The organism is Streptomyces beigongshangae, assembly GCF_019710745.1.
In the GTDB taxonomy this organism is placed as follows: domain Bacteria; phylum Actinomycetota; class Actinomycetes; order Streptomycetales; family Streptomycetaceae; genus Streptomyces; species Streptomyces beigongshangae.
In genome coordinates, this window is record NZ_JAHKJW010000016.1 from 1 (window position 1) to 25,998 (window position 25,998).

Genomic DNA, 25,998 nt, shown 5'->3' on the forward strand with positions numbered 1-25,998 from the left:
CAGGCGGGCGAGCGCCGCGTCGAGGTCCTCGTACGCGAGGTCGCGCAGGAAGGGCACGCCGAGCTGCCGGGCGCCCTCCTCGCAGCCCTCCCGACGCTCCGCGTACGCGCCGTCGCCCAGCGCGTGCTTGACGCGGCTGTCGACGACGAGGAGCTGCAATCCCTGGGCGGGGAGGTCGAAGGGGACCTGCCGGATCGACAGGTCGCGGCAGTCGAGGTGCAGGGCGTGGCCCTCGGTGCAGCAGGCGGACGCCGTCTGGTCCATGACCCCGCAGGGCACGCCCACGAAGTCGTTCTCCGCGCGCTGCGCGACCCGGGCCAGCTCGGGCCCGGTGAGGCCGAGCCCGAACAGGTCGTTCAGGGCCAGGGCCGTCACCACCTCCAGCGCCGCCGAGGAGGACAGGCCCGCTCCCGTCGGAACGGTCGAGGCGAGGTGGACGTCCGCGCCCGTGACGGCGTGTCCGGCCTCGCGCAGGACCCAGACGACCCCGGCGGGGTAGGCCGCCCAGCTGGTGTTCGTCAGCGGTGCGAGGCCGTCGACGTGCAGTTCGACGACCGGGCCCTCGATGTCGGCCGAGTGCAGCCGCAGCACGCCGTCGTCGCGGCGCGAGACCGCCGCCACCGCCGTGTGCGGCAGCGCGAGCGGCATGACGAAGCCCTCGTTGAAGTCGGTGTACTCGCCGATCAGGTTGACGCGGCCGGGGGCCGCCCAGATGCCCTCGGGAGCCGTCCCGTACAGCCGCTCGAAGCCGCCGCGGACCCGCTCGGCCGCCTGTTCCGCCCTCACCGGTTCCGTCGGTTCCGTTGGTTCCATCAGTTCCCCTCCGCCTTCGCGACGACGCCCTGCGCGGTGTCCTGCGCGGTGTTCTGCGCGGTGTTCTGCGCGAACTCCCACGCGTCCGCGACGATTCCCGCGAGGTCCGCGCGGGACGGGTTCCAGCCCAGCCGCTCGCGGGCCGTGGCGGCGGAGGCGACGAGCACCGCCGGGTCGCCGGCCCTGCGCGGGGCCGCGACCTCGGGAATCGGGTGTCCGGTCACCTGCCGGACGGTCTCGATCACCTCGCGGACCGAGAAGCCGTTGCCGTTGCCGAGGTTGCAGATCAGGTGCTCGCCCGGCCGCGCGGCGGCGACCGCCAGCAGGTGCGCCTCCGCGAGGTCGGCCACGTGGATGTAGTCGCGGATGCAGGTGCCGTCCGGCGTCGGGTAGTCGTCGCCGTAGACGGAGATGGCGTCGCGGCGGCCCTGGGCGACCTGGAGGACGAGCGGGATCAGGTGCGACTCGGGGTCGTGGCGCTCGCCGCAGGTGCCGTACGCGCCGGCCACGTTGAAGTAGCGCAGCGAGACGGCGGCCAGCCCGTGCGCGGCCGCCTCACCGGTGATCATGTGGTCGACGGCCAGCTTCGAGGCGCCGTACGGGTTGGTGGGGAGCGTCGGCGCGGTCTCGACGATCGGGGTGGTCTCCGGCTCGCCGTACGTCGCGGCCGTGGAGGAGAAGACCAGCGTGCGCACGCCCGCCTCGCGCATCGCCGCCAGCAGGGCCATCGTGCCGCCGACGTTGTTGTCCCAGTACTTCTCGGGCTTCACGACCGACTCGCCGACCTGCGAGAACGCCGCGAAGTGCAGCACGGCGTCGTAGGAGGCGTCCAGCCACTTGGCGGCGTCGCGGATGTCGCCCTCGACGAAGGCCGCGCCCGCCGGGACGCCCTCGCGGAAGCCGGTGGAGAGGTTGTCGAGGACGGTCACCTCGTGCCCCGCCTCCAGCAGGTGCTGGGCGACCACCCCGCCCACATAACCCGCACCGCCGGTGACCAGGTACTTACCGCTCATGAACTCGCTACCTCTCGCAGTCGCTGGGCCGCGGACTCCGGCGGCACGTCGTTGATGAAGACGTTCATGCCCGACTCGGAACCCGCGAGGAACTTCAGCTTGCCCGACGTACGGCGGATGGTGAAAAGCTCCAGGTGGAGCGCGAAGTCCTCGCGCACCACACCGTCGAACTCCTCCAGCGCGCCGAACGGCGCCTGGTGCCACGCCGAGATGTACGGCGTCGCCGGCTCGCCCTCGCCGAAGATCCGGTCGAAGCGCCTCAGCAGTTCCAGGTAGACCTGGGGGAACTCCGCACGCGCGGCCTCGTCCAGGGCCAGCAGGTCCGGCACGCGGCGGCGCGGGTACAGGTGCACCTCGTAGGGCCAGTGCGCGGAGTACGGCACGAAGGCCGCCCAGTGCTCGGTCTCCAGGACGACCCGCTCACCGGCCAGCTCGCGCTCCAGGACGGCGTCGAAGAGGTTCTCGCCGCCCGTCCCCTCCTTGTGCGCCGCCAGCGAGCGGAGCATCAGGGCCGTCCGGGGCGTGGTGAAGGGGTAGGCGTAGATCTGCCCGTGCGGGTGCCCCAGGGTGACACCGATCTCGGCGCCGCGGTTCTCGAAGCAGAACACCTGTTCCACCGCGGGCAGGTGGGACAGCTCGGCCGTGCGGTCGGTCCACGCCTCCAGGACCAGGCCCGCCTGCTCCTCCGTCAGGTCGGCGAAGGACGCGTCGTGGTTCGAGGTGAAGCAGACGACCTCGCAGCGTCCGGAGTCGCCGGCCAGCGACGGGAAGCGGTTCTCGAAGACCGCCACGTCGTACGAGGAGTCCGGGATCTCGCTGAGCCGGTCGCCCTCGGAGGGGCACAGCGGGCATTCGCCGGCCGGCGGGTGGTAGGTGCGGCCCTGGCGGTGCGAGGCGATGGCCACCGCGTCACCGAGCAGCGGGTCGCGCCGTACCTCCGATGTGGTGACCGTGCGGTCGAGCGGGCGCCGGTCCACCGCGTCGCGCACCGTGTCGTCGCGCAAGTCGTAGTAGATGAGCTCACGACCGTCGGCCAGCCGGGTCGAGGTCTTCTTCACGCCGGACTCCCCATCCCTACCGGATCACTACCGGAATCAAGACCAGTAAACAGAACCAAACACATCAAACCACAAATCCCCACGTATGTCCGCCCCTCAATCAAACAAAGAACACCAAAAAAGAAGTGAGCGAGTATGCAGACCCCCACATATCCAACCGCTGCTCCCCCCACGTACACGCCCACGCACGCACCCGCGCACCCGGTTGCGGAACTGCCCACGCATCTGGCCGCGGAGCTGCGGCTCCCCACCAACTGGCTCGACTACGCGATCCTGGCGATCTACTTCGTCGTCGTGCTCGGCATCGGGTTCGCCGCCCGCCGGTCGGTGAAGACCAGCCTCGACTTCTTCCTCTCCGGGCGGTCCCTGCCCGCCTGGGTGACCGGCCTCGCCTTCGTCGCCGCCAACCTCGGCGCCACCGAGATCCTCGGCATGGCCGCCAACAGCGCCCAGTACGGCGTCTACACCGTGCACTGGTACTGGATCGGCGCCATCCCCGCCATGGTCTTCCTGGGCCTGGTGATGATGCCCTTCTACTACGGGTCGAAGGTCAGGTCCGTCCCCGAGTTCCTGCTGCTGCGCTTCGACAGGGGCGCGCACCTGCTCAGCTCGGTGCTGTTCGCCTTCGCCGCGGTCCTCATCGCCGGGGTGAACCTCTACGCCCTCGCCATCGTCGTCGAGGCGCTGCTCGGCTGGCCGGAGTGGGTGTCGATCGTCGTCGCGGGCGCCTTCGTGCTCGGGTACATCACCCTCGGCGGCCTGTCGTCCGCGATCTACAACGAGGTGCTGCAGTTCTTCGTCATCCTCGCCGCGCTCATCCCCCTCACGGTGCTCGGCCTGATGAAGGTCGGTGGCTGGGACGGCCTGACCGACTCGCTCACCGCGAACCACGGCGGTGACTTCACCACGGCGTGGGGCGGCACCGGCATCGGCAGCGACAACCCGCTCGGCGCCAACTGGCTCACCATCGTCCTCGGCCTCGGCTTCGTGCTCTCCTTCGGCTACTGGACGACCAACTTCGCCGAGGTGCAGCGCGCCCTGTCCGCGAAGAACCTGTCCGCGGCCCAGCGCACCCCGCTGATCGCCGCGTTCCCCAAGATCTTCATCGTCTTCATCGTGATGATCCCGGGCCTCGTCGCAGCCGTGCTCGTGCCGAAGATCGGAACGGCCGGCTCCGACCTCCAGTACAACGACGCGATCCCGTACCTGATGGAGGACCTGCTCCCCAACGGGGTCCTCGGCATCGCGGTGACGGGGCTGCTGGCGGCGTTCATGGCGGGCATGGCGGCCAACATCTCCTCCTTCAACACCGTCTTCACCAACGACATCTGGGGCAAGTACGTGAAGCGGGACGAGGAGGACGCGTACTACGTGCGCTTCGGCCGCCTCATCACGGCGATCGGCGTGCTGGCGTCGATCGGCACGGCGTTCCTGGCCTCGTCCTTCTCGAACATCATGAGCTACCTCCAGACGCTGTTCTCCTTCTTCAACGTGCCGATGTTCGTCGTGTTCATCGTCGGCATGTTCTGGAAGCGCGCGTCCATGAAGTCCGGGTTCTGGGGGCTGCTGGCCGGCACCACGGCCGCGATGGTCAACTACTTCGTCCTGTACAAGCAGGACATCATCGGCATCCCCTCCGACCAGGGCGCCAACTTCGTCTCCGCCATCGCCGGGTTCGTGGCCGGCGCGGTGGTCATGGTCGCCGTCTCGCTCTTCACCGCGCCGAAATCGGAGGCGGAGCTGCGGGGGCTGGTGTACGGGACGAGCTCGCCCGGCATGGAGGAACCGGCCGGCGAGGGCGACGACGCCTGGTACCGCAGGCCGGCGCTGCTCGGCTGGGGCGCCGTCGTCCTGGCCGCCCTCTGCTACATCCCCTTCTCCTTCTGACCTTCTCCTGCCGACGACCGGAGGGCCGAATCCCCATGTCCACCACTCCCGAACACCCCGAACGTCCTGAACACCCCGAACGCCACGGGTACTCCGAGCACGACGTCCACCGCGAGGTCACCGAACTGGAGGGCAGGTCGGCCACCGCGGCCCGGCTGTTCGACATCCGCCGCATCATCGGCGGCCTCTTCGTGGTCTACGGGGTCATCGTGACGATCGCCGGGTTCGCCGCGTCCGACGCCGACATCGACAAGGCGGAGGGCGTCAACATCAACCTCTGGACGGGCCTGGCCATGCTGGCCCTCGGTCTGTTCTTCCTGGCCTGGCTGTGGCTGCGCCCGGTCGTGCCCCCGGCACCGGCCGACGATCCGGCCGAGTAGCCACCGCGGCAAAAAAAGGGGGGAAATCCCCCGCGGGAAGGTACGGTCCGCCGGATGGCCGTCCGGTACGCGCGTTCCTACGGTTGGTCCATGCCGATCATCCGCAGCACGCGTACCGGCCGCCGTCCCCGGACCGTCCGGACCATCCGAACTGTCCGGAGCATTCGAACCGTCCGGGCCGGGGGCCGGGCGGCCTCCGCCGCCTCGGTCACCGTCCTCGCGCTCCTCGCCGCCCTCGCTCCGGCGCACGTCTCGACGGCCGGCACCGGCACCGGCGGCGGCGGCGGCAACACCGGACAGCCGTCCCCCGTGCAGTCGTTGCAGCGGGACGCCGACGCGCTGCGCGACGCCGGGGTGACGGGTGTGTCCGTGCGGCTGGAGACCCCGGCCGGGGTACGCACCGTGCGCAGCGGCGTCGGGAACCTCCGCACCGGGACGCCCGTGCCCCGCGACGGGTACCTGCGGATCGGCAGCACCACGAAGACGTACGTGGCGACCGTGCTGCTGCAACTGGCCGGCGAGGGGCGGCTGTCGCTCGACGACACCGTGGAGCAGTGGCTGCCGGAGGTGGTCCGGGGCCACGGGAACGACGGCCGCCGGATCACCCTGCGCCACCTCCTCCAGCACACCAGCGGGCTGCCCGAGTACGTCCAGGACGTCGTCCCCGACCTCAGCGCCGCCGGGTACCACGAGCATCGCGGGACCACCTACACCTCGGAGCAGCGCGTGGCGTTCGCCATGACGCATCCGCCGTCCTTCGCCCCCGGGGCGGGCTGGGAGTACTCCAACACCAACTACATCCTGGCGGGCCTGGTGATCGAGGCGGTCACCGGCCGGTCCTGGGACCGGGAGGTCCACGCCAGGATCCTGCGCCCGCTCGGACTCACCCGCACCGTCACACCGGGCGACGACCCGTCCCTGCCGCGCCCCCATGCCCGTAACTACCAGCAGTTCGAGCCGGCCGGTCCGATGACCGACACCACCCTCGCCTACCTGCCGTTCGACGGGGACGCCGACGGGTCGGTCCTCGCCACGGCCGCGGACACGAACGCGTTCTTCCGGGCGCTGCTGGGCGGGAGACTGCTGGCTCCCGCGCAACTCGCCGAGCTGCGGAGGACGATCGCCCTGCCCGACCGCCCCGGGGAAGTACCCGGCTCGCGTGACGGGCTGGGGATCTTCCGGACCCCGCTGTCCTGCGGCGGCGGCTACTGGGGCCACAGCGGCAGCAGCTTCGGCGCCCTGGCCTTCCCCGCGGTCACCGACGACGGCCGGACCGCGATCACGGTCTCCGCCCACAGCCGCCCCGGTGACGAGGAGACCGCCGTACGCCAGCTGCGGGGCATCACGGACCTGATCGACCACGCGCTCTGCGCCACCGGGTGAACCCACCCGCCGAGGGGACGGGTTCACCCGGTGGCGGCTCAGATCCCCTGGCCCGTGCCCGGTGCCGGGCGCGGGGACACCGGTCCCGCGCGGTCGAGCAGGCCCGTCCGGGCCGCCAGCGCGGCGGCCTCCAGCCGGGAGCCCACACCCAGTTTCATCAGGACCCGCTGCACATGCGTGCGCGCGGTGCTCGGCGCTATGCCCATGCCGGCCGCGATGAGCCGGGTGTCCTCGCCGTCGGCCACCCGCACCAGCACCTCGACCTCCCGGGGCGTCAGCATCTGGAGCAGCCGCTGTCCCTCGTCGTCGGGTTGCGCGGCCGGGTTGAGGAGCTCGCCGAAGGCGCCCTGGAGGAGTTGCGGCGCCACCGCGGCCTCCCCCGCGCGGGCCTTCATGATGGCCCGTTCGACCCCCTCTATCCGCTCGTCGTGCCGCACGTAACCGGAGGCGCCGGCCGCGAACGCGGCGGCGATCCCGCGCGGGTTGGGCACCGGTCCGAGGACCAGCACCGCGACCTGCGGCCGGTCTCTCTTGATCTTCACCACCGGGTCGAAGATGCCCGGTTCGGCCGGCGTGGCCGTGCCCATCAGGCACACCTCCGGCGCCCTCGTGATCACCAGTTCCGCCGCTCCCGCGGCGGGCGCGGCCGCGGCCAGCACGCGGTGCCCGCGCAGCTTCAGGGCCGAGGCCAGCGCCTCGGCGAGCAGTCGGTGGTCGTCGACCACCATGAGCCGCACTCCCATCGAGCCCAACCCCCCAGTCCCCCCCAAGGTCCTTCTGGTACTCCATGGACAGGAGCCCCCCGGCTCTCCATCCCCCGGAAGCTACACGCTTGTTCGACGTTGCGCTTCCCCTACTGGAGAGAAGTGCCCCGGTTTTCCGAAAATCCTCACATTCGCGAGCGATGGGGTCTATGGGAACGGCTCCGCCCCTGAACAGGGGCGGAGCCGTGATCGACGGACGAACGCTTGATCGGTGCACTACCCGACAGGCCGGCCGCCCGGCCACCCGGCCACCGGGCCGCCCGGTCACCGGGCCGCCCGGTCACCCGGTCACTCGGCGCCGAAGCCGATCGCCGTGTAGTCCTTCTCGGTCTTGGAGTAGGGCGCGCTGATCAGGTCCTCGGCCATGAAGAGCCGGCCGCCGGTGTACCGCATCTCCGACGACTTCGGGACCATCCCGCTGATCGCGCTGCGGACCTGGTCGGTGGCCGGGGTCTCCAGGAGCTTGGTCTCCTCGAAGGACTTGCCGTCGATCGAGACGACCTGCGAGCCCTTGTCGTAGGGACCGATCTTGAAGGCGATGATGTCGGTGCCGTCCATCCGGATCGGGAAGATCTCGTAGCCGTCGCCCGCGTCGGCGCGGTCGCTGGTGGACTTGCCCGTGGCCAGCGAGAACGACACGATCTCGTTGACCCGGCTGTACTTCTCGGCGCCCTCGTGCTGCCTGGTCGGCACGTACAGCTTGTCGTTGCCGACCGCGATCGACTTGCAGTCGTGGACCTTGTTCACACCGCAGTCGTGCTCGTACTTGCCGTCCTCCAGCGTGATCTTCGCCCGCAGCTTGCCGCCGTCGTCCAGCGAGAAGACGTCGGTCGCGCCGGAGGCGGTGATCTCGCCGGAGTCCACGCCGAAGACGACGGGCTTGGTGGAGATGATCTTGGCGTTGTCGATGCCCGCGGGGAGCTTGTAGCTCCACTTGACGGTGCCCGACTTCGGGTCGAGCAGCTGGACCTCGTACTTCTCGTTGCCGTAGTCGCCGCACTTGCGGACCGCGACGAGCTGCTCGCCGCCCGCGTAGCCGACGTCCTCGCAGGCTTCGACCTTCGGCTGCCACAGGACCTTGCCGTCGGTGAGGTCCAGGGCGGCGCCGCCGTCGAGGCCGGAGCCCAGCGCGACCGTGGTGCCGGTGATGCTGGCCTCCTTGAACTTGGCCTTCTCACCGCCGCCCGGAGCCACGGACTTCGTCCAGAGCTCCTTGCCCGTGTCCATGTCGAAGGCCGTGATCTCGGTGCACTGCGGGTACGGGTCGGCCTTGGTGCGCGGGGCCTCCTCGGCGACCACCACGGCGACGCCGTCCTTGGTGACCTCGGGGGAAGCGGCACAGGTCAGGCCCTTCAGCGGCAGGGACCAGACCTCCTTGCCGGTGTCCGGGTCATGGCCGACGACCTTGCGGACGCCCGCCTTGGCGTACACCTTCTCCGTCAGCCAGGAGCCCTCGACGCTCCAGACCTCCTTCTTGGGGACCTCGGGCGCGGGCAGCTGGAAGAGGACCTTGGCGCCGGTGCTGGAGGGCACCTTCTCCGAGCCGCCCCCCGAGCCCGCCCCGTCGTCACCGCCGCCGTCCTCGCCGCCCTTGCCCTCGGCACCGCCGGAGCTCGCGGAGGTGTCCTTGCCGTCGTTCCCGCCGGAGGAGTTCGCGTACAGGACACCGGCGCCGACGATCAGCGCGATCGCCACCACGGCCGCGACGATGATCGCCAGCTGGGTGCCGCCCTTGCCCCCGCCCTGCGGGACCTGCGGCTGCATCGGCATGGTGTGCGGCTGCGGGTAGCCGTACGGGGGCGGGGGCTGCTGCCCGGGATAGCCGTAGCCCGGCTGGGCGGGCGGCTGGCCCGGGTAGCCGTACCCCGGCTGGGTCGGCGGCTGCGGGGCTCCCTGCGGGTAGCCGTACGGCTGCTGGGGCGGACCCTGCGGCGGCGCGGCGGGCGGGCCGGCCGGGGGCGGGGTCTGCGGGGTCTGGGGGTTCTGCGGGTAGCCGTACCCCGGCTGCGGGGGCTGCTGCGGGGGTCCGGCGGGCGGGGCGGGCGGCGGGGGCGGGCCGAAGCCGCCCGGAGGCGGGTTCTGCGGCGCACCGGAACCGCCTCCCTGGGGCGGCTGGTTGGGCGGCGGGGGCGGCGGCTGGCTCATGGCGTGAGTACCTCGGATGCGAAGGGGACGGAGGTCGGGCGGACGTACGCGGAGCGGTCGCGGAAGCGGTCGCGAAGGCCGTGGAAGGGGAAGCGGACACAGACGCGGACGGGGACGGGGAAGCGGACGCGGGGTACGGGAGGGGGGAGGACCGGCCCGGTCACTTGCCGTAGGCCAGCATCAGCTTCTCCTTGGACTGGTCGTTGCCCGTCAGACGGGTGGTGGAGAGGTAGAAGCGCCCGTCCACGTAGTCGACGTCCTTCGAGAAGAATCCGTTCTCCACCTGCGCCGCGCCCTGCGGGTTCCGCAGCAGCGTCTTCGGTGTGTGCGAGCCGCCGCCGGTCGGGATGGAGACGATCCGCCCGCCCGAGTCGTACGAGGGCTTCACGTACGCGACGAGGTCGGTGCCGTCCGTCCTCATCGGCAGCATCGACGTGTCCCCGGGGGACTTGACGCGCCACTTCTCCTTGCCGGTCTCCAGGCTCACCGCGACGATCTGGTTGGCGCCGCTCTTCGCCTCGGTCGGCAGGTAGAGGGTGTTGGCGTCGGCCGCCACCCCTTCGCAGCCCAGCAGGTCACGCGAGAGGATCGCCCAGCCGCAGTCCGGCGCGAACGACTCGTCGACGTCGAGCTGGGAACGGGCCGTGCCGTCGTTCTTCAGCGTGGTGACGTTCCACTGCTTCTTGTCCGCGTTGGTGAGGTAGAGGACGACCGGGTCGACGGAGTACGTGCGCTCGACGCGCCAGCCCTCGGGGATCTTCTTGGTCCACCTGGCCTCGCCGGTCCTCGGGTCGAGCTCCTGCACCTCGTCGTGCTCGTTGTCGCCACCCGCGCCGCAGGAGGAGACGGCGAGCAGCTTGGCGCCGCCCGCGAACGCCGACGGGAAGCAGTCGGTGGCGTACTTCTTCTTGTCGAACAGCTTGTCGCCGCTGCCCGTGTCGTAGCCGACGCCGGACATGGAGCGGCCGACCAGCAGCGTGTCCCCGGCGATGTTCAGGCTGAGGCTGAGGGAGCTGTCGAACAGGTCCCCCTTCGGGACCTCCTTGGTCCAGCCCTTCTTGCCGGTGGCGAGGTCGATCTCGACGATCTGGTTGCACTCGGCGCTGCTCTTGGCGCCTTCCTTGTACGCGACGAAGACCTTGTCGTCCGAGGTCTTCTGCGCGGAGGCGGCACAGATGGGCTGCGGGAACGTGATCGCCGGCCAGCTCACCCCGCCGTCCTCGACGTCGTAGGCGAAGACCTGCTTGTAGGCGGCCTTCACGGCGACCTCGTCGGTGATCCACATGCCGGGGGCGGAGGCGCCGGAACCGGGCGCGTCGGGCGCCTCCTTGTACCAGAGCACCTTCGCCTCGCCCGCCTGACGGCCCTCGTTGAGGTCGTCGGAGCCCTCGTTGCCGTCACCCTCGCCGTCACCGGGGTTGACCGGCGCGTCGGAGCCGGAGGGCCCGGCGTCCTGGCTGCCGCCGGCGACGGGCTTCTTCTTGCCGCCGCCGTCGTCACCGCTGGAGACGACCAGGACCGTGCCGCCGACGACGAGCACGGCGGCCAGCGCAGCGCCGATGATCGCGGCGGTCCTGCCCTTGAAGGGGCCGCCCGGGCCGCCGCCGGGCGGAGTGCCGGGACCGCCCGGGAACTGCGGCTGCGTCGGGTAGCCGTACCCGGGCTGCTGGCCGTAGGGCCCCGGCTGCTGCGGCTGCCCGTACGGACCGGGCTGGGCGTACGGTCCCGGCTGCTGCGGCTGCCCGTACGGTCCCGGCTGGGCGTAGGGCCCCGGCTGGTGAGGCTGCTGCGGCTGCCCGTAGGGACCGGGCTGCTGCGGATAGCCGTAACCGGGCCCGGCGGGAGGCGTCGGGGCCCCGGGCACGCCGTGCGGGGGCGGCGGGGTGCCCGGCGAGGGCGGCGGGGGCGTCGGAGCACCCGGCGGGGGCGGCGGTGTCTGGGCCGGTGGTGGCGGGGGCGTCGCTCCCCGCGGGTCCTGCGGGGGGCCGAAACCGCCCTGCTGCGGTGGCTGGTCCTGCGGCACTCCGGACCCGTCCTGCTGCGGCTCCTTGGGTGGCTGAGTCATCAGCGCGTCCCCCCTCTTCACTGATTTTTAGCCATGCCCTGCGGTACGCAACGCACCGGGCGCCGCACTCACAGTGGTTGTCAGACCGTCCGAGACTGTTCCCAGACGGCTCTTTCTATCACCCTGTGGCGCTCGAACACCGGGCCGGTTCTCCCCTGTTTCCAAGGGAGGACCGGCCTGTGATGCCCTTGTTACGCTCCTGCGCGCACCGTGTCACGCGTCATCCGCGAGCTCCAGCCAGCGCGTTTCCAACTCCTCGCGCTCGGTGGCCAGTTCACGCAGCTCGCTGTCCAGTTTCGCCACTTTTCCGAAGTCCGTGGCGTTGTCGGCGATTTGGGCATGCAGCTTGGACTCCTTCTCGGAGATCTTGTCCAGCTGCCGCTCGATCTTCTGGAGCTCCTTCTTCGCGGCGCGGCCCTCCTTGGCGGACCCGGCGGCGGAGGAACCGCTCTTTTCGGCCATGGAGACCGGGGCCGAGGCCGCGACCGCCTCCTCCATCCTCTGCCGCCGCTCCAGGTACTCGTCGATGCCCCGCGGCAGCATCCGCAGGGTCGCGTCGCCGAGGAGCGCGAACACCCGGTCGGTGGTCCGCTCGATGAAGAACCGGTCGTGGGAGATCACGATCATGGAGCCGGGCCAGCCGTCGAGGAGGTCCTCCAGCTGGGTGAGGGTCTCGATGTCGAGGTCGTTCGTCGGCTCGTCGAGGAAGAGGACGTTCGGCTCGTCCATCAGCAGCCGCAGCAGCTGGAGCCGGCGGCGCTCACCGCCGGACAGGTCGCCGACGGGCGTCCACTGCTTCTCCTTGTTGAAGCCGAAGGTCTCGCAGAGCTGGCCCGCGGTCATCTCCCGGCCCTTGCCGAGGTCGACCCGGTCGCGGACCGCCTGGACGGCCTGGAGCACCCGCAGCTCCGGGTCGAGTTCGGCGACCTCCTGGGAGAGGTAGGCGAGCTTGACGGTCCTCCCGGTGACGACGCGGCCCGCGGCGGGCTGCCTCTCGCCCTCGGAGCGGGCGGCCTCCGCCATGGCGCGCAGGAGGGAGGTCTTGCCCGCGCCGTTCACCCCGACCAGGCCGATCCGGTCGCCGGGACCGAGCTGCCAGGTCAGGTGCTTGAGGAGCACCTTGGGCCCGGCCTGCACGGTGACGTCCTCCAGCTCGAAGACGGTCTTGCCGAGCCGGGACGAGGCGAACTTCATCAGCTCGCTGCTGTCCCGCGGCGGGGGCACGTCCGCGATCAGCTCGTTGGCGGCCTCGACGCGGAACCGCGGCTTGGACGTACGGGCGGGGGCGCCCCTGCGCAGCCAGGCCAGCTCCTTGCGGACGAGGTTCTGCCGCTTGACCTCCTCGGTGGCGGCGATGCGCTCCCGCTCGGCGCGCGCGAAGACGTAGTCGGTGTAGCCGCCCTCGTACTCGTACACGGCCCCCTTCTGCACGTCCCACATGCGGGTGCAGACCTGGTCCAGGAACCAGCGGTCGTGGGTGACGCACACGAGTGCGGACCGGCGCTCGCGCAGGTGCCGGGCGAGCCAGGCGATCCCTTCCACGTCCAGGTGGTTGGTGGGCTCGTCGAGGATGATCAGGTCCTGCTCCTCGATGAGCAGCTTGGCCAGCGCGATGCGCCGCCGCTCGCCGCCGGACAGCGGTCCGATCACGGTGTCGAGGCCCTGCGGGAAGCCGGGCAGGTCGAGCCCGCCGAACAGGCCCGTCAGCACGTCCCTGATCTTCGCGTTGCCCGCCCACTCGTGGTCGGCCATGTCCCGGATGACCTCGTGGCGCACGGTGGCCGCGGGGTCCAGGGAGTCGTGCTGGGTGAGCACGCCGACGTGCAGGCCGCCCGAGTGCGTGACGCGCCCGGTGTCGGCCTCCTCCAGCTTGGCGAGCATGCGGATCAGCGTGGTCTTGCCGTCGCCGTTGCGGCCCACCACCCCGATCCGGTCCCCTTCGGACACGCCGAGGGAGACTCCGTCGAGCAGCGCACGGGTTCCGTACACCTTGCTGACTGCCTCGACATTGACCAGATTGACGGCCATCGCACTCCTGACAAGGGGGATCGATCGACCTTCCAGGGTAGCCGCCCCCAACGATGATCCTTCCGCCCGCCCCTGACGGGGTGCCCCGTCGACGGGGCACCCCGTCAGGGGCGCGGGGCCGTGTCCGTATGCGGCTCCGCCGCGCGGGCGCGCCCGGCCGCCACCGGACCCGCAGCCGGCCCACGACGCCCGCGAACCGGGCGGCCGGGCAGGCAGGCGGGCGAGCGGGTAGGTAAGTAGGCAGGCGGGCGGGTGTCAGAGCACGACCGCCCCCGGCACGGGCCCCGCCGCCACCCGCACCGCACGGCACGTCCCGGAGCCCACCAGCGCCTCGGCGACCTTCCGCGCGGCCCCGGCGTCCTGGACGAGGAACGCGGTCGTGGGCCCGGACCCCGACACGAGCGACGCCAGCGCCCCGGCCCCGCCGCCGACGGCCAGCGTCGAGGCCAGCGACGGCCGCAGGGACAGCGCGGCGGCCTGGAGGTCGTTGGAGACCGCGGCGGCGAGCCCCGCCGCGTCCCCCGCCGCCAGAGCCTTCAGCACCTCGTCGGAGGCGGCCGGCTCCGGCACCCGCGCCCCCGCGGTGAGCCGGTCGAACTCCCCGTAGACCGCCGGCGTCGACAGCCCGCCGTCCGCGAGGGCGAACACCCAGTGGAAGGTCCCCCCGACCTCCAGGACCCGCAGCCGCTCCCCCCGCCCGGTGCCGAGCGCCGCCCCGCCGACCAGGCTGAACGGTACGTCGCTGCCCAACTCGGCGCAGATGTCGAGGAGTTCCTCCCGCGAGGCCCCCGTGCCCCAGAGGGCGTCGCAGGCGAGCAGCGCGCCCGCGCCGTCGGCGGAGCCGCCCGCCATGCCCCCGGCGACGGGGATGTCCTTGGCGATGTGGAGGTGCACATCGGCCCGGCGGCCGTACCGCGCGGCGAGCTTCTCCGCCGCCCTGGCCGCCAGGTTCGTACGGTCCAGGGGCACCCGGGCCGCGTCGGGCCCCTCGCAGGTCACCCGGAGGGAGTCGGCGGGGGTCGCCGTGACCTCGTCGTACAGGCCGACCGCGAGGAAGACGTTGGCCAGGTCGTGGAACCCGTCGGGGCGGGCGCCGCCCACCGCGAGCTGGACGTTGACCTTGGCGGGGACCCGTACGGTCACGCTCATCGCTTGTTCTCCGCGATCCGTGCGAACTCCTCCACCGTCAACGCCTCGCCGCGTGCCTGGGGCGAGACGCCGGCCGCGACGAGGGCGGCCTCGGCGGCCGGGGCCGAACCGGCCCAGCCGGCCAGTGCGGCCCGCAGGGTCTTGCGCCGCTGGGCGAAGGCGGCGTCCACGACGGCGAAGACCTCGCGCTGGGAGGCGGTCGTCGCGACCGGCTCCGTACGCCGGACCAGCGAGACGAGCCCGCTGTCCACGTTCGGGGCGGGCCAGAAGACGTTGCGGCCGATCGACCCGGCCCGTCTGACCTCGGCGTGCCAGTTCGCCTTCACGGAGGGCACGCCGTAGACCTTCGAACCGGGCGGGGCGGCCAGCCGGTCGGCGACCTCCGCCTGCACCATCACGAGCGTGCGTTCGATGCTGGGGAAGGTGTCGAGCATGTGCAGCAGCACCGGGACGGCGACGTTGTACGGGAGGTTGGCGACGAGGGCCGTCGGGGCGGGACCCGGCAGTTCGGTCACCCTCATGGCGTCCTCGTGGACGAGCGAGAAGCGCTCGGCGCGGTCCGGCATGCGGGCGGCGATCGTCGCGGGCAGCGCGCCCGCGAGCGCGTCGTCGATCTCGACGGCGACGACGCGGTCGGCCGCCTCCAGGAGGCCCAGGGTCAGCGACCCGAGGCCCGGTCCGACCTCGACGACCACGTCGTCGGGGCGGACGTCCGCGGTCCGGACGATGCGCCGCACGGTGTTGGCGTCGATGACGAAGTTCTGACCGCGCTGCTTGGTGGGCCGTACGCCGAGGACTTCCGCGAGTTCGCGGATGTCGGCGGGTCCCAGGAGGGCGTCGGAGGCGGGGCTGGTCACGCCCCAAGGGTACGGGTGACCGGCCCCGCACCGGTCGGGCAGGGCGCGGCCCCGCCTCCAGGGGCGCGGGGAACTGCGCGACCGGCCCCCACCGGGCCCGCACCGGACCCGCACCCGCCCCCCGCCCCCGTGGACGGGCCGCGTGGACGGGCCGCGTCTCAGTCGTGCAGCCGGCTCCCGCAGTGCGGCCAGGGACTCGCCCCCCGCCGCACGTACAGTTTCTTCGCCCGGAACGTCTGCTCCTCGGCGGACGCCTCCTGCGGCCGCCCCGCTCCCCCGAGGCTGTGCCAGGTCTGCGTGTCGAACTGGTAGAGCCCCCCGTACGTCCCGGACGGGTCGACCGCCGCCGCCCGCCCGCCGGACTCGCAGTCGGCGAGCCCCTGCCAGTTCAGGTGGTCCGCCCCCTGCACGGACCGGGGCAGCGGCTTCGTGCCCACCTTCACCTCCTGCGCCTGCGGTTCGCGCACCACCTCGGTCCGCAGCCGCCGCGGCCTCTGCCGGACGCCGTTGACGGTCCGCAGGGCGAACGTGACGCGCCGCAGTCCGGGCTGCCCGGCGCGCTCCACGACCTCGGTGCCGAGGAACAGCCCCGGGTCCGGAGTCCGCCGCACCTCGAAGGGGATCGACTCCTCGCGGATCTCCTTCGTGCCGGTGATCCGCATGACCGTCACCGTCTGCCCGTCGCGGGGGAAGCTCCCGGCCGGGACGGACAGGGTGTCCTGCGCGTCCAGGACGACCCCGGCCTCCGCCACGACCTCCCGGACGGTCGCCGCGTTCGTGCGGACCGTCCGGGCCCGCCCGTCCGCCATGACCGTCACCGCCCGCTCGGTGCGGACGTCGAGTGCGAGCCCCGCCCGCCCGATCCGCCGGGCGCGCGGCACCGACACGTAGGCGCCCTCCGCACGTACCCCGAACTCCCGCAGCGCCTCCTCCACGGTGCGCTGCGTCGTCCACACGTCGCTCCGCTTCCCGTCGAGGGTGAGCCGCACGGGCCGCGCGTACCGCACGACGATCTCCTCGCCGCTGGACAGGGCGGTCCCGGGGGCGGGGGCGACCACGTCGTGGGCGCCCACCCGGACCCCCTCGTCGGCGAGCAGCTCGCCGACGTCGTCCGCGAAGGTGTGCAGTGTGCGCGGCCGGCCGTCGACGGTCAGTTCGACCGCCTTGTCGTCGGCCACGAACGCGGAGGTGCCGCCCGCGAGGAAGGCCACGACCAGCGCCTGCGGGAGCAGTTTCCGTACGTCGGGCCGGTCCGCGCTCCTGCGGCGCCGGGCGGCCCGCTTGGCCTCGATACGCCCGCCCCGCCGGGGCCCGCCGGCATTCCCGTCCCCGCTGCCGTCCCAGTCCCAGTCCCCGTCCCCATCCCCGTCTCTGTCTTCTCTGTCGTCTCTGTCTTCATCGCTGTCTTCGCCCCCGTGCTCGCCCCCGTCCCCGCACTCGGGTCCGTCCTCGTCCTCGCACTCGTGCTTGCGCGCGTGCTCGTGCTCGGCCCGGAGCGGGTACCCGGGTTCGTACGCGGGCCCGTAACCGGGCTGGTACCAGGGTTCGTACGCGGTTCCGGTCCCGGGACCGGCCCCGTACTCGTACGCGGGCCGGTACGTGTCCGGGTGGCCGGGGCCGTAGCCGTGCCCGTGCCCGTAGCCGTGTCCCTGGCCGTACGGCCAGGGGTTCTCGTATGTCGGGCGGGCCGGGCCATACGTCTCGTACTGCGCACTGCTCACGACGACACGCTCCAGAAGAACCGGTGGAGAGAGGTACGCCCGCGGGACTCCTTCAGCAGAGGGTGGGAGGCGGGTGGGCGGACAGAACCTAGCGGAGCGATCGTCACTCTCCAAAGCAGCGCGGCCACTCAGGGTGACGACACGCCCCCGGCCGGCCTCCGGGAGCGCGTCGGCCGTTATGCCTCAGTAATCGAACGCGCGGGCAGTGTTGGCGGAGAGCGCCGTCGCCAGCGCGTCCTCGTCCAGACCCCGTACGGCGGCCATGGCGCGGACCGTGACCGGAACGAGATAGGGGGCGTTGGGCCGTCCGCGGTACGGCACGGGGGTCAGGAAGGGCGCGTCGGTCTCGACGAGGACGAGTTCCAGCGGCGCCACGGCGAGGGCGTCCCGCAGCGGCTGCGCGTTCTTGAAGGTCATGTTCCCGGCGAACGACATGTAGTAGCCGGCGCGGCCGCAGACCTCCGCCATCTCCGCGTCGCCGGAGTAGCAGTGGAAGACGGTCCGCTCGGGCGCGCCCTCCTCCTTCAGGATCCGCAGCACGTCGGCGTGGGCGTCCCGGTCGTGGATGACCAGCGCCTTGCCGTGCCGCTTGGCGATCTCGATGTGGGCGCGGAAGGACCGCTCCTGGGCGTCCTTGCCCTCGGGGCCGGTGCGGAAGTAGTCCAGTCCGGTCTCGCCGACGCCCTTGACCTGCGGGAGGGCGGCGAGCCGGTCGATCTCGGCGAGCGCCTCGTCCAGTGCGCCGTCGCCCCCCGCCTGCCGTGCCCCCTGCCGGGACCAGCCGTCGGGATCACCGTGCACGATGCGCGGCGCCTCGTTCGGGTGGAGCGCGACGGCCGCGTGGACGGCGTCGTGGGCGGCGGCCGTCTCGGCGGCCCAGCGTGACCCCGCCAGGTCGCACCCCACCTGTACGACCGTCGTCACGCCGACCGACGCGGCCTTGGCGAGGCCCTCCTCGACCGTGCCGGTCTGCATGTCGAGATGGGTGTGGGAGTCCGCCACCGGGACCCGCAGGGGGTCCGGTGGCGGCGGGGCTTCGGTGTGGGAAGGCATGCCCCGATCCTACGAAGCGGGCGCAGGGCCCTCGCGGTCACACCGTCCTGCGGTGGTGGAACGGGTGGAGCAGGCCGGAGAGGTGCCAGCGGTGGTGAACCTTGGCCGTCGCCGGCCCGGACGGTGCGGGGACCTGCCCGGGCGGTGCGGGGACCTGCTCGGGCGGTGCGGGGGCCACGGCACGCTTCATCGGCGGCACGGACAGGGTGCGGCGCATCGAGTTCTGCGCCGAGGACACCTGGCCCGCCCGCATGATGCGTACGAGGTGGCCGTCGCAGTTCACGCAGTTCGGCCGGCTCAGCGGCGACGGCACGACCAGGCCGTCGGCCACGTACGTCACGAACTCCGCTCCGTCGGCGTCGAAGTGGTGCTCGATCTCGTACGACTGCTCCCAGCCGTGCCCGCAGCGCATGCAGGCGAAGGAATACGACTCGTGGGCCGTGTCGGCCGCGGTGGTCCGGGGTGCGGGTCCGCCGGTGGTCCGACCGGTCTGCCCTGCGATCTCGCTCATGCCAGCTCCTCTTGTCCGCTGGACGAGGACGGGTGCGTCCTGTTCCAGTGGACGCCCCGGCCGACATGAACGCACCACTCCTGCCGAGTGTTGGAACCGTCTTGGCCGTTCCTTGCCGGACGGCCCTCGGCAGCCGGTTCGGACTTTGCCCTTCCCGGCGGTCCTTTGCCCTCGCATGGGGGCCGCGCGCCCCCTTGTGACATCGCGCGCCCCCTCAAGCAGCCCCGTACTCCCTCATGGCGCCGGGCGGCCGGCCGTGAGCCACGGGCCGGCCGTGAGCCACGGGCCGGCCGTGTCCGGTGGGCCTCCGGAGACGGGACCAGAAGTCAGGAGGAGGGGAGGGACCCGGAAGGCGGGGGTCTCAGGAGGCAGGGGTCTCAGGAGGCGGGGGTCTCAGGAGGCGGGCCGCGAGGCGTTCTTCGCCGCGACGACCGCGTCGAAGACCTCCCGCTTGGGCACCCCCGCGTCGGCGGCGACCGCGGCGATCGCCTCCTTGCGCCGCTCCCCCGCCTCCTCGCGCACCCGTACCCTGCGCACCAGTTCGTCGGCGTCGAGCACCTCGGTGACCTCCGGGGCGCCCTCCACGACGACGGTGATCTCCCCGCGCACCCCTTCGGCGGCCCAGGCGGCCAGTTCCCCGAGGGGCCCGCGCCTGACCTCCTCGTACGTCTTGGTCAGCTCGCGGCAGACGGCGGCCCGCCGGTCGGTGCCGAACACCTCCGCCATCGCGGCGAGCGTGTCGTCGAGCCGGTGCGGTGCCTCGAAGTACACGAGTGTGCGCCGCTCGCCCGCGACCTCCCGCAGCCGGGACAGCCGCTCGCCGGCCTTGCGCGGCAGGAAGCCCTCGAAGCAGAACCTGTCGACGGGCAGCCCGGACAGCGCGAGCGCGGTGAGCACGGCGGACGGGCCCGGGACGGCCGTGACCCTGATGTCCTTCTCCACGGCGGCGGCGACCAGCCGGTATCCGGGGTCGGACACGGACGGCATCCCGGCGTCCGTCACGAGCAGCACGCGCGCCCCGCCCACCAGCGCCTCGACGAGTTCGGGCGTACGCGCCGACTCGTTGCCCTCGAAGTACGACACGATCCGCCCCGAGGGCTGTACGTCCAGGCCCTGGGTCAGCCGCCGCAGCCGCCGGGTGTCCTCGGCGGCGATCACGTCGGCCCCCGCCAGCTCCGCCGCCAGCCGGGGCGGTGCGTCCGTGATGTCCCCGATGGGTGTGCCTGCGAGTACGAGGGTTCCTGTCACGGTTCCATCCTCGCAGGGACGGCCCGCGGGACTCGCACAGACCTGTTCCCTACGATGGCGCGGTGACAAGTACCGCGTCCTCCACGGACACCCGGCAGGGACAGGACGTCGAAGAGCAGCGGCCGTCGTGGCAGCGGCGGCTGCGCAGGTTCGGTTACACGGCCGGGCCCGCAGACGACGTCCGCGACCGCCTCGTGCCCGCGTACACCGAACCCGGCCCGCGTCTGTGGGCCGTGATCGGGCTCCGCCCCGAGGCCGCCGGGCGCGTCGTGCGCTGGTCGGCGTGGGGCGGTCCGCTGCTCGTCACGCTGGTGGCGGGCCTGATGCGGTTCTGGAACCTGGGCGGCCCGAAGGCGGTGATATTCGACGAGACGTACTACGCCAAGGACGCCTGGGCGCTCATCCACCGCGGGTACGAGGTCAACTGGGCCAAGAACGCCAACGACCTGATCCTGCAGAACGGCGGGGACGTCAGGATCCCGACGGACGCCGCCTACGTCGTCCACCCGCCGGTCGGCAAGTACGTCATCGGGCTCGGCGAGTGGATGTTCGGGTTCACGCCGTTCGGCTGGCGGTTCATGACGGCCCTGCTCGGCACGCTGTCCGTGCTGATGCTGTGCCGGATCGGCCGCCGGCTGTTCCGCTCGACGTTCCTCGGGTGCCTGGCGGGCGCGCTGATGGCCGTGGACGGCCTGCACTTCGTGATGAGCCGCACCGCGCTGCTCGACCAGGTGCTGATGTTCTTCGTCCTCGCGGCCTTCGGCTGCCTGCTCGTCGACCGCGACAGGGCGCGGGAGCGCCTCGCGGCGGCCCTCCCGCGGGACGCCGACGGGATCGTCCGGCCGGACCCGCACACCGCGGCGACCACCCGCCTCGGCCCGCGCCCCTGGCGCCTGGCGGCCGGGCTGATGCTGGGCCTGGCCATCGGCACCAAGTGGAACGGCCTGTACTTCCTCGCCGCGTTCGGCCTGCTGACGGTCCTGTGGGACTTCGGCGCGCGACGCGTGGCGGGCGCCCCCCATCCTTACCTGTCGGTCCTCAGGCGCGACGTCGGCTGGGCGTTCCTGTCCACGGTCCCGGTGGCGGTCGTCACGTACATCGCGTCGTGGACGGGCTGGTTCCTGTCCGCCGCCGACGGCAAGGGCGGCTACTACCGCAACTGGGCCACGGCCGACGGCCGCAGCAGCGACTGGTCCTGGCTGTTCCCCGACTGGTGGCTCAGCCTGTGGCACTACGAGACCCAGGTGTACGACTTCCACGTCGACCTGCACTCCCCGCACACGTACGAGTCGAACCCGTGGAGCTGGATCGTCACCGGCCGCCCCGTCTCGTACTTCTACGAGTCCCCGCTGCCCGGCAAGGACGGCTGCCCGACGGACGCGGGCGAGAAGTGCGCCCGCGAGGTGCTGGCCCTCGGCACACCGCTCCTGTGGTGGGCGGCGGCCTTCGCCGTCCTGTACGTCCTGTGGCGCTGGCTCTTCCGCCGCGACTGGCGGGCGGGCGCGATCGCGTGCGGCGTCGCGGCGGGCTACCTGCCGTGGTTCCACTACCAGGAACGCACGATCTTCTTCTTCTACGCGGTCGTCTTCCTCCCCTTCCTGTGCCTGGCGGTGGCGATGATGACCGGCGCGATCCTGGGCCCGCCCGGCTCCACGGAACGCCGCCGGGTGGCGGGCGCGGCGACGGCGGGCGTCCTGATCCTGCTGATCGCGTGGAACTTCATCTACTTCTGGCCGATCTACACGGGCCAGGCGATCCCCATCGACAGCTGGCGCTCCCGGATGTGGCTGGACACCTGGGTCTGAGGGCTGCCCCGCAAAGTCCTGGACGACGTCCCCGGCGTCGTCCAGGACCTCGACGGCAAGCCCCCTCCGTCCCCGTCATCGGCGCCGCCGCCCGGACGGCGTTCGTCGGCGCCGTCGGGTCCGGCGGCTGACACACGGCTTCGGTGGTCACCCAACGGCGTCTGCGGCTTTCCGGGCCTCCGCGATGGTGGGCTCGTCCCGACGGCTCGCGAGCCAGGCCAGTGCCGAGGTGGACGGTTCGAGGTCGGTGACGTCGACGTACCGGACGCCGGGGCGGGGGAAGAACTCACGGGCAGCGGCGGGGAGGAAGCACATCGCCTCCCCGTCGGCCACGCTGTGCAGCAGTGCCTCCATGTCGTTGACGACCGGCCCGTACCGCACGGGACTGCCGTCGGGGCGCGGGTCCACCGCCCAGAAGTCCCACCACACCCGCGGTACCTGTGCGGGCATGTCGACCACCGGGTAGCCGGAAACCTGGGCCAGCGCGATCCGCGGCAGAGCCGCCAGGGGATCACTGGCAGGCAGGCACGCGACCCGCGGTTCGGAGGCCAGTCGGTGGAGTTCCATGCCGTCCGGAACGGGAGGACGCAGGAAGGCGATGTCGACTTCCCGTCGGAAGAGGGCGTTCATGTGGTCGAGGAAATTCAGAGTGACCACCTGAATTTCCGTCTGCGGTTGGCGGTCCTGCAGTATCTGGAGGACGGCACGGGTCCGCGGCATGGCAGCCTCGGCTCCAACGGTTCCTACAACGATCCGGTGAGACAGCTGACGGGACTGCGCGTCGGCGACGCTGCGCAACTGGTCGACGGCTGCGATCGCCTTCCGGGCCTCGGGAAAAAGTGCCCGGCCGGCCACGGTGAGATCGACCGCCCGATTGGTGCGCTCGAACAGCCGCACGTCCAGACGCTTTTCCAGATCCCGGATCTGCTGACTGACGGCGGACTGGCTGATAAACATGCGCGCGGCGGTGCGCCCGAAGTGCAGGTCCTCGCTCAGTGCCAGGAACAGCCGTAACTGGTGAATGCTCGGTTCCGCTGACACAGCAGCTCCTCCCCCGTCCTGCCTACCTGCGGCCATAAGCTCAGCTTACTAATCGAAGAGAACTTTCATCATCGGGCCCCCTGACAACGGCGGTACATCCTGTGAGCCTGATGTCGTGCCTGTGTGCGTGTCTCCGTGAACGCGAGACACCCACTCCTTATTCCATCGACTTCGATTAGTGGGGACCTCTCATGCGGAAAAACATCAGCAAGTCGCTCCGCGTCGCCGCGACGGCCTTCAGTACTGCGATCCTCGCGGGTACGGCACTCTCCGGGGCCGCCCAGGCCGCGCCCGCAGGGGGCGCCGGCGCCATGGCGTGTGGCTACTACGAGACGAGCGACACCGCCTACTACGGTCACTGCGGCTCGGGCTCGGTCATTATCGAGATCGACATCAACTGGTCCTACGAGGAGGAATACCGGTGCGTCGGACAGGGTGAGACCACGCTCGGCACCGCCAGCCGTATCGTCTACGCCCACTCCATCGGGACCTGCTGACGGCTGGGAAAAAGTCGGACAAGGCAAAGTGAGCAGGTGGGCGGGCCTCTCGTCGAAGACGGCCCGCCCACCGCTTGCCGTATCACCCTGCCCTATCACCTTCCTGTATCGCCCTGCTGTATCGCCTTGCCGTCATTGCCGACCGGCGTCACCGGCGGTCGGGAATCCCGGAGGGGAAACACAATGAAGCTGTCCGCATCGATTGCGACAACCGCGGTCACCGTCATGGCGACGATTGGCTCACTTGCGGCATCGGGGCCGGCTCACGCCACGCCGAGCAAGGAACACATCAGAGCGGCAGCAGGGCAGGAACCGCTTTCCGCCGATTGCTACACGAGCGGTGGGAAGCTGTATTGCAGTAACGTCGCGCATACACCGATGTACGAGCATCGAAGTTACTCCTCACGTCGGGTCGAGTATCTCGAAACACCGTGGAGCACCTTCAACTGCTGGGGGTACGGGGACCAGCATTCAGGCGGCAACGACATCTGGTACTGGGCCCAGGGCGACGTGGTCGGAGATTGGGGAAACGTTCCGGCCTCAGTCGTTTTCACCCCCTATGATCCACCCGCCGGAATGGACCAGTGCTGACGGATCGCGTGCGACGCCCGCCGCTTTGCCGTCCGACACCGCACCGGCCCCGGACGGTGACCGCCGGGCCCGGAGCCGGGCACAGGGCCGGGCACGGGTCCGGGTACAGAACCGGGTGCAACGATCCGGGAACACCATCCCCTTCCGTCACTCTCCCCGCATACAGTGCGACCCACAGACATCTTTCTGAACGTGTTCAGAAAGATGTGCGGGGAGGGTCCGGGGAGGGGGCGCGTGATGCGCAACGGGGTCAAGGCCGCCATGGTGGGCGGGGTGTTCGCTGTGATGGTGGGGGGCGCCGGGTACGGCGCCTACAACATAGTCGGCGCCGTCAGTGGGGACGGGGACGGAAGCGGGAGCTCGGCGGCCGGTGCGGAGAGGACCGGGCCGCCGTCCGCCGACGAGGTCCGGGAGACCTCCGGGAAGTTCTTCGCCGCCTGGGAACGGGGGGACGCCGCCGCGGCCGCGGGCCTGACCGACAACGCGGAGGTCGCCAGGGTCCTGCTGGCCGACTACGCGGGCCAGGCGCACATCGGGAAGGTGAAGGTCACCCCGGGCACGGCGACGGGCACGACCGTCCCCTTCTCGGTGGCGGCCACCGTGTCGTACGAGGGGAAGAGCAAGCCGCTCGCGTACAGGAGCGAGCTGGCAGTCGTGCGGGGGCGGACAACGGGCCGGGCGCTCGTCGACTGGCGGCCGTCCGTCCTGCACCCGGACCTGAAGACCGGCGACACGCTGGTCACGGGCGAGTCGGCGAGCCCGCCCATCGAGGCGGTGGACCGCGACGGCGTCGTCCTGACCAAGGAGGAGTACCCCTCGCTCGGTCCCGTGCTCGACGCCCTGCGCGACCGGTACGGCGACAAGGCGGGCGGCTCCCCCGGGGTCGAGCTCGCCGTCCGGCACACGGATGAGGGCACGGGCGAGGACGCGGGCGACACCCCGCTGGTGACGCTCGCCGAGGGCAGGGCCGGCAGGCTGCGCACCACGATCGGCGTGGGCGTGCAGGCGGCGGCGGAGAAGGCCGCCGAGCAGTACGCCCAGTCGTCCGTGATCGCCGTGAAGCCGAGCACCGGCGAGGTGCTGGCGGTCGCGAACCACCGCGAGGACGGGTTCAACGCGGCCTTCCAGGGCAAGGTGGCCCCCGGCTCCACCATGAAGATCGTCACCGCGGCGACGCTCATCGACAACGGCGTCACCACGATGAACGGCCCGGCGCCCTGTCCGGCGACCGCCACCTGGCAGAGCCAGATGTTCAAGAACCTCACCGGCATGGAACCGGACGAGGGCGCCACGCTCGCCGACAGCTTCACGCGCTCGTGCAACACGGCGTTCGTCAAGCTCATCGACGGCTCCGACGAACGACCCCTCACCGACGAGTCGCTCAGCACCGAGGCGCGGGAGCGGTTCGGTCTCGGCAAGGACTGGAAGACGGGCATCGTCTCCTTCGACGGGAGCGTCCCCGCGTCCGGCGGCCCGGACCGCGCGGCCAATGCCATCGGTCAGGGCGAGGTCCAGATGAACCCGCTGAACATGGCCTCCGTCACGGCGACCGCGATCACGGGCACGTTCCGCCAGCCCTACCTCGTGCCGCCGAAGCTGGACGGCCGGCGGCTGGCCACCGCCCGCGGCCTGCCGAGCGGCACCGCGGCCCAGTTGAAGCAGATGATGCGGCTCACCGCGACCAGCGGCACCGGCGCCCGGGCCATGGCCGGCCTCGGCGGCGACATCGGCGCCAAGACCGGCTCCGCCGATGTCGACGGCGAGGAGATGTCCGACAGCTGGTTCACCGGCTTCAGGGGCGACCTCGCGGTCGCGGCCATGGTGGAGCGGGGCGGACACGGCGGGGACGCGGCGGGTCCGATTGTCGCAGCCGTGCTACGGACAGGTGGCTGAACTCACCCGCGCAGGGCGGGACCCTAGGGTGGTGCTCTCGTTCTCACGGAGAACCACCGAGGACGAGGGCCATCGGGGTGAGAGCCGTCGAGGGTG

21 protein-coding genes are annotated in these 25,998 nt (G+C 71.6%); 7 read left to right on the forward strand and 14 right to left on the reverse strand.

All coding sequences use genetic code 11. The features are described from left to right. From KM933_RS14530 to galT, 3 genes are all read right to left on the reverse strand, one after another. The coding region (locus tag KM933_RS14530) for a galactokinase (RefSeq protein ID WP_260333555.1) at window positions 1-813 on the reverse strand (813 nt) is incomplete at its 3' end. Then, entirely contained in the window at window positions 813-1,826 is a 1,014-nt protein-coding gene (galE, locus tag KM933_RS14535; protein ID WP_221352119.1) for a UDP-glucose 4-epimerase GalE, read from the reverse strand. The genes galE and KM933_RS14530, both read right to left, overlap by 1 nt. Then, window positions 1,823-2,884: a galactose-1-phosphate uridylyltransferase gene (gene galT, locus KM933_RS14540; protein ID WP_221352121.1), complete on the reverse strand. Its 1,062-nt coding sequence runs from the start codon at window positions 2,882-2,884 to the stop codon at window positions 1,823-1,825. Before galT ends, galE begins: the two co-directional genes overlap by 4 nt. A 135-nt stretch (window positions 2,885-3,019) precedes the next feature. On the opposite strand from galT, the gene KM933_RS14545 reads away from it, so the two are divergent. The 3 genes from KM933_RS14545 (at window position 3,020) to KM933_RS14555 (ending at window position 6,534) form a co-directional block, all read left to right on the forward strand. Then, window positions 3,020-4,771, forward strand: coding sequence for a sodium:solute symporter family protein (locus KM933_RS14545; protein ID WP_260333556.1), 1,752 nt, complete (start codon window positions 3,020-3,022; stop codon window positions 4,769-4,771). A gap of 35 nt (window positions 4,772-4,806) precedes the next feature. Further along, window positions 4,807-5,151 carry a hypothetical protein gene (locus KM933_RS14550; RefSeq protein ID WP_221352123.1) on the forward strand — a complete coding sequence of 115 codons (345 nt, stop codon included), beginning with the start codon at window positions 4,807-4,809 and terminating at the stop codon, window positions 5,149-5,151. Window positions 5,152-5,241: 90 nt separating this feature from the next. Next, window positions 5,242-6,534 (forward strand): serine hydrolase domain-containing protein, encoded by a 1,293-nt coding sequence (locus tag KM933_RS14555; protein WP_221352125.1) that lies wholly within the window; start codon window positions 5,242-5,244, stop codon window positions 6,532-6,534. Window positions 6,535-6,572: 38 nt separating this feature from the next. On the opposite strand, the gene KM933_RS14560 is transcribed toward KM933_RS14555, so the two are convergent. From KM933_RS14560 to rsmI, 10 genes are all read right to left on the reverse strand, one after another. After that, window positions 6,573-7,277 (reverse strand): helix-turn-helix transcriptional regulator, encoded by a 705-nt coding sequence (locus KM933_RS14560; RefSeq protein ID WP_221352127.1) that lies wholly within the window; start codon window positions 7,275-7,277, stop codon window positions 6,573-6,575. Window positions 7,278-7,586: 309 nt separating this feature from the next. Next, window positions 7,587-9,443 carry an outer membrane protein assembly factor BamB family protein gene (locus KM933_RS14565; RefSeq protein ID WP_221352129.1) on the reverse strand — a complete coding sequence of 619 codons (1,857 nt, stop codon included), beginning with the start codon at window positions 9,441-9,443 and terminating at the stop codon, window positions 7,587-7,589. Window positions 9,444-9,603: 160 nt separating this feature from the next. Beyond that, on the reverse strand, window positions 9,604-11,508 hold the full coding sequence (locus KM933_RS14570) for an outer membrane protein assembly factor BamB family protein (protein ID WP_221352130.1): 1,905 nt from the start codon (window positions 11,506-11,508) through the stop codon (window positions 9,604-9,606). Between the two features lie 213 nt (window positions 11,509-11,721). After that, complete coding sequence (locus KM933_RS14575) at window positions 11,722-13,536, reverse strand: ABC-F family ATP-binding cassette domain-containing protein (protein ID WP_221352133.1); 1,815 nt, start codon at window positions 13,534-13,536, stop codon at window positions 11,722-11,724. Between the two features lie 255 nt (window positions 13,537-13,791). After that, window positions 13,792-14,685 carry a 4-(cytidine 5'-diphospho)-2-C-methyl-D-erythritol kinase gene (locus KM933_RS14580; RefSeq protein WP_221352135.1) on the reverse strand — a complete coding sequence of 298 codons (894 nt, stop codon included), beginning with the start codon at window positions 14,683-14,685 and terminating at the stop codon, window positions 13,792-13,794. Further along, the gene (gene rsmA / locus KM933_RS14585; RefSeq protein ID WP_221352137.1) at window positions 14,682-15,542 is read right to left on the reverse strand and encodes a 16S rRNA (adenine(1518)-N(6)/adenine(1519)-N(6))-dimethyltransferase RsmA; all 861 of its coding nucleotides are present in this window, start codon (window positions 15,540-15,542) and stop codon (window positions 14,682-14,684) included. Before rsmA ends, KM933_RS14580 begins: the two co-directional genes overlap by 4 nt. A 158-nt stretch (window positions 15,543-15,700) precedes the next feature. Continuing rightward, a complete protein-coding gene (locus KM933_RS14590; RefSeq protein ID WP_221352139.1) occupies window positions 15,701-17,263 on the reverse strand; it encodes a resuscitation-promoting factor in 1,563 nt (520 codons plus the stop codon). A gap of 183 nt (window positions 17,264-17,446) precedes the next feature. Beyond that, window positions 17,447-18,316 carry a TatD family hydrolase gene (locus KM933_RS14595; RefSeq protein WP_221352141.1) on the reverse strand — a complete coding sequence of 290 codons (870 nt, stop codon included), beginning with the start codon at window positions 18,314-18,316 and terminating at the stop codon, window positions 17,447-17,449. A gap of 37 nt (window positions 18,317-18,353) precedes the next feature. After that, a complete protein-coding gene (locus KM933_RS14600) occupies window positions 18,354-18,827 on the reverse strand; it encodes a hypothetical protein (protein WP_221352143.1) in 474 nt (157 codons plus the stop codon). Between the two features lie 393 nt (window positions 18,828-19,220). Next, window positions 19,221-20,075, reverse strand: a complete 855-nt coding sequence (rsmI, locus tag KM933_RS14605) for a 16S rRNA (cytidine(1402)-2'-O)-methyltransferase (RefSeq protein WP_221352145.1) — start codon at window positions 20,073-20,075, stop codon at window positions 19,221-19,223. Between the two features lie 62 nt (window positions 20,076-20,137). Here rsmI and KM933_RS14610 point away from each other — a divergent pair, with 62 nt between their 5' ends. Next, on the forward strand, window positions 20,138-21,880 hold the full coding sequence (locus KM933_RS14610) for a dolichyl-phosphate-mannose--protein mannosyltransferase (protein ID WP_221352147.1): 1,743 nt from the start codon (window positions 20,138-20,140) through the stop codon (window positions 21,878-21,880). Window positions 21,881-22,027: 147 nt separating this feature from the next. On the opposite strand, the gene KM933_RS14615 is transcribed toward KM933_RS14610, so the two are convergent. Further along, entirely contained in the window at window positions 22,028-22,957 is a 930-nt protein-coding gene (locus tag KM933_RS14615; protein ID WP_221352149.1) for a LysR family transcriptional regulator, read from the reverse strand. A gap of 155 nt (window positions 22,958-23,112) precedes the next feature. Here KM933_RS14615 and KM933_RS14620 point away from each other — a divergent pair, with 155 nt between their 5' ends. The 3 genes from KM933_RS14620 (at window position 23,113) to KM933_RS14630 (ending at window position 25,902) form a co-directional block, all read left to right on the forward strand. Further along, a complete protein-coding gene (locus KM933_RS14620; protein ID WP_221352151.1) occupies window positions 23,113-23,418 on the forward strand; it encodes a DUF6355 family natural product biosynthesis protein in 306 nt (101 codons plus the stop codon). A gap of 183 nt (window positions 23,419-23,601) precedes the next feature. Continuing rightward, window positions 23,602-24,009, forward strand: coding sequence for a hypothetical protein (locus tag KM933_RS14625; RefSeq protein ID WP_221352154.1), 408 nt, complete (start codon window positions 23,602-23,604; stop codon window positions 24,007-24,009). A 237-nt stretch (window positions 24,010-24,246) separates the two neighbouring features. Then, the gene (locus KM933_RS14630; protein WP_221352360.1) at window positions 24,247-25,902 is read left to right on the forward strand and encodes a penicillin-binding transpeptidase domain-containing protein; all 1,656 of its coding nucleotides are present in this window, start codon (window positions 24,247-24,249) and stop codon (window positions 25,900-25,902) included. Window positions 25,903-25,998: the final 96 nt, after the last annotated feature.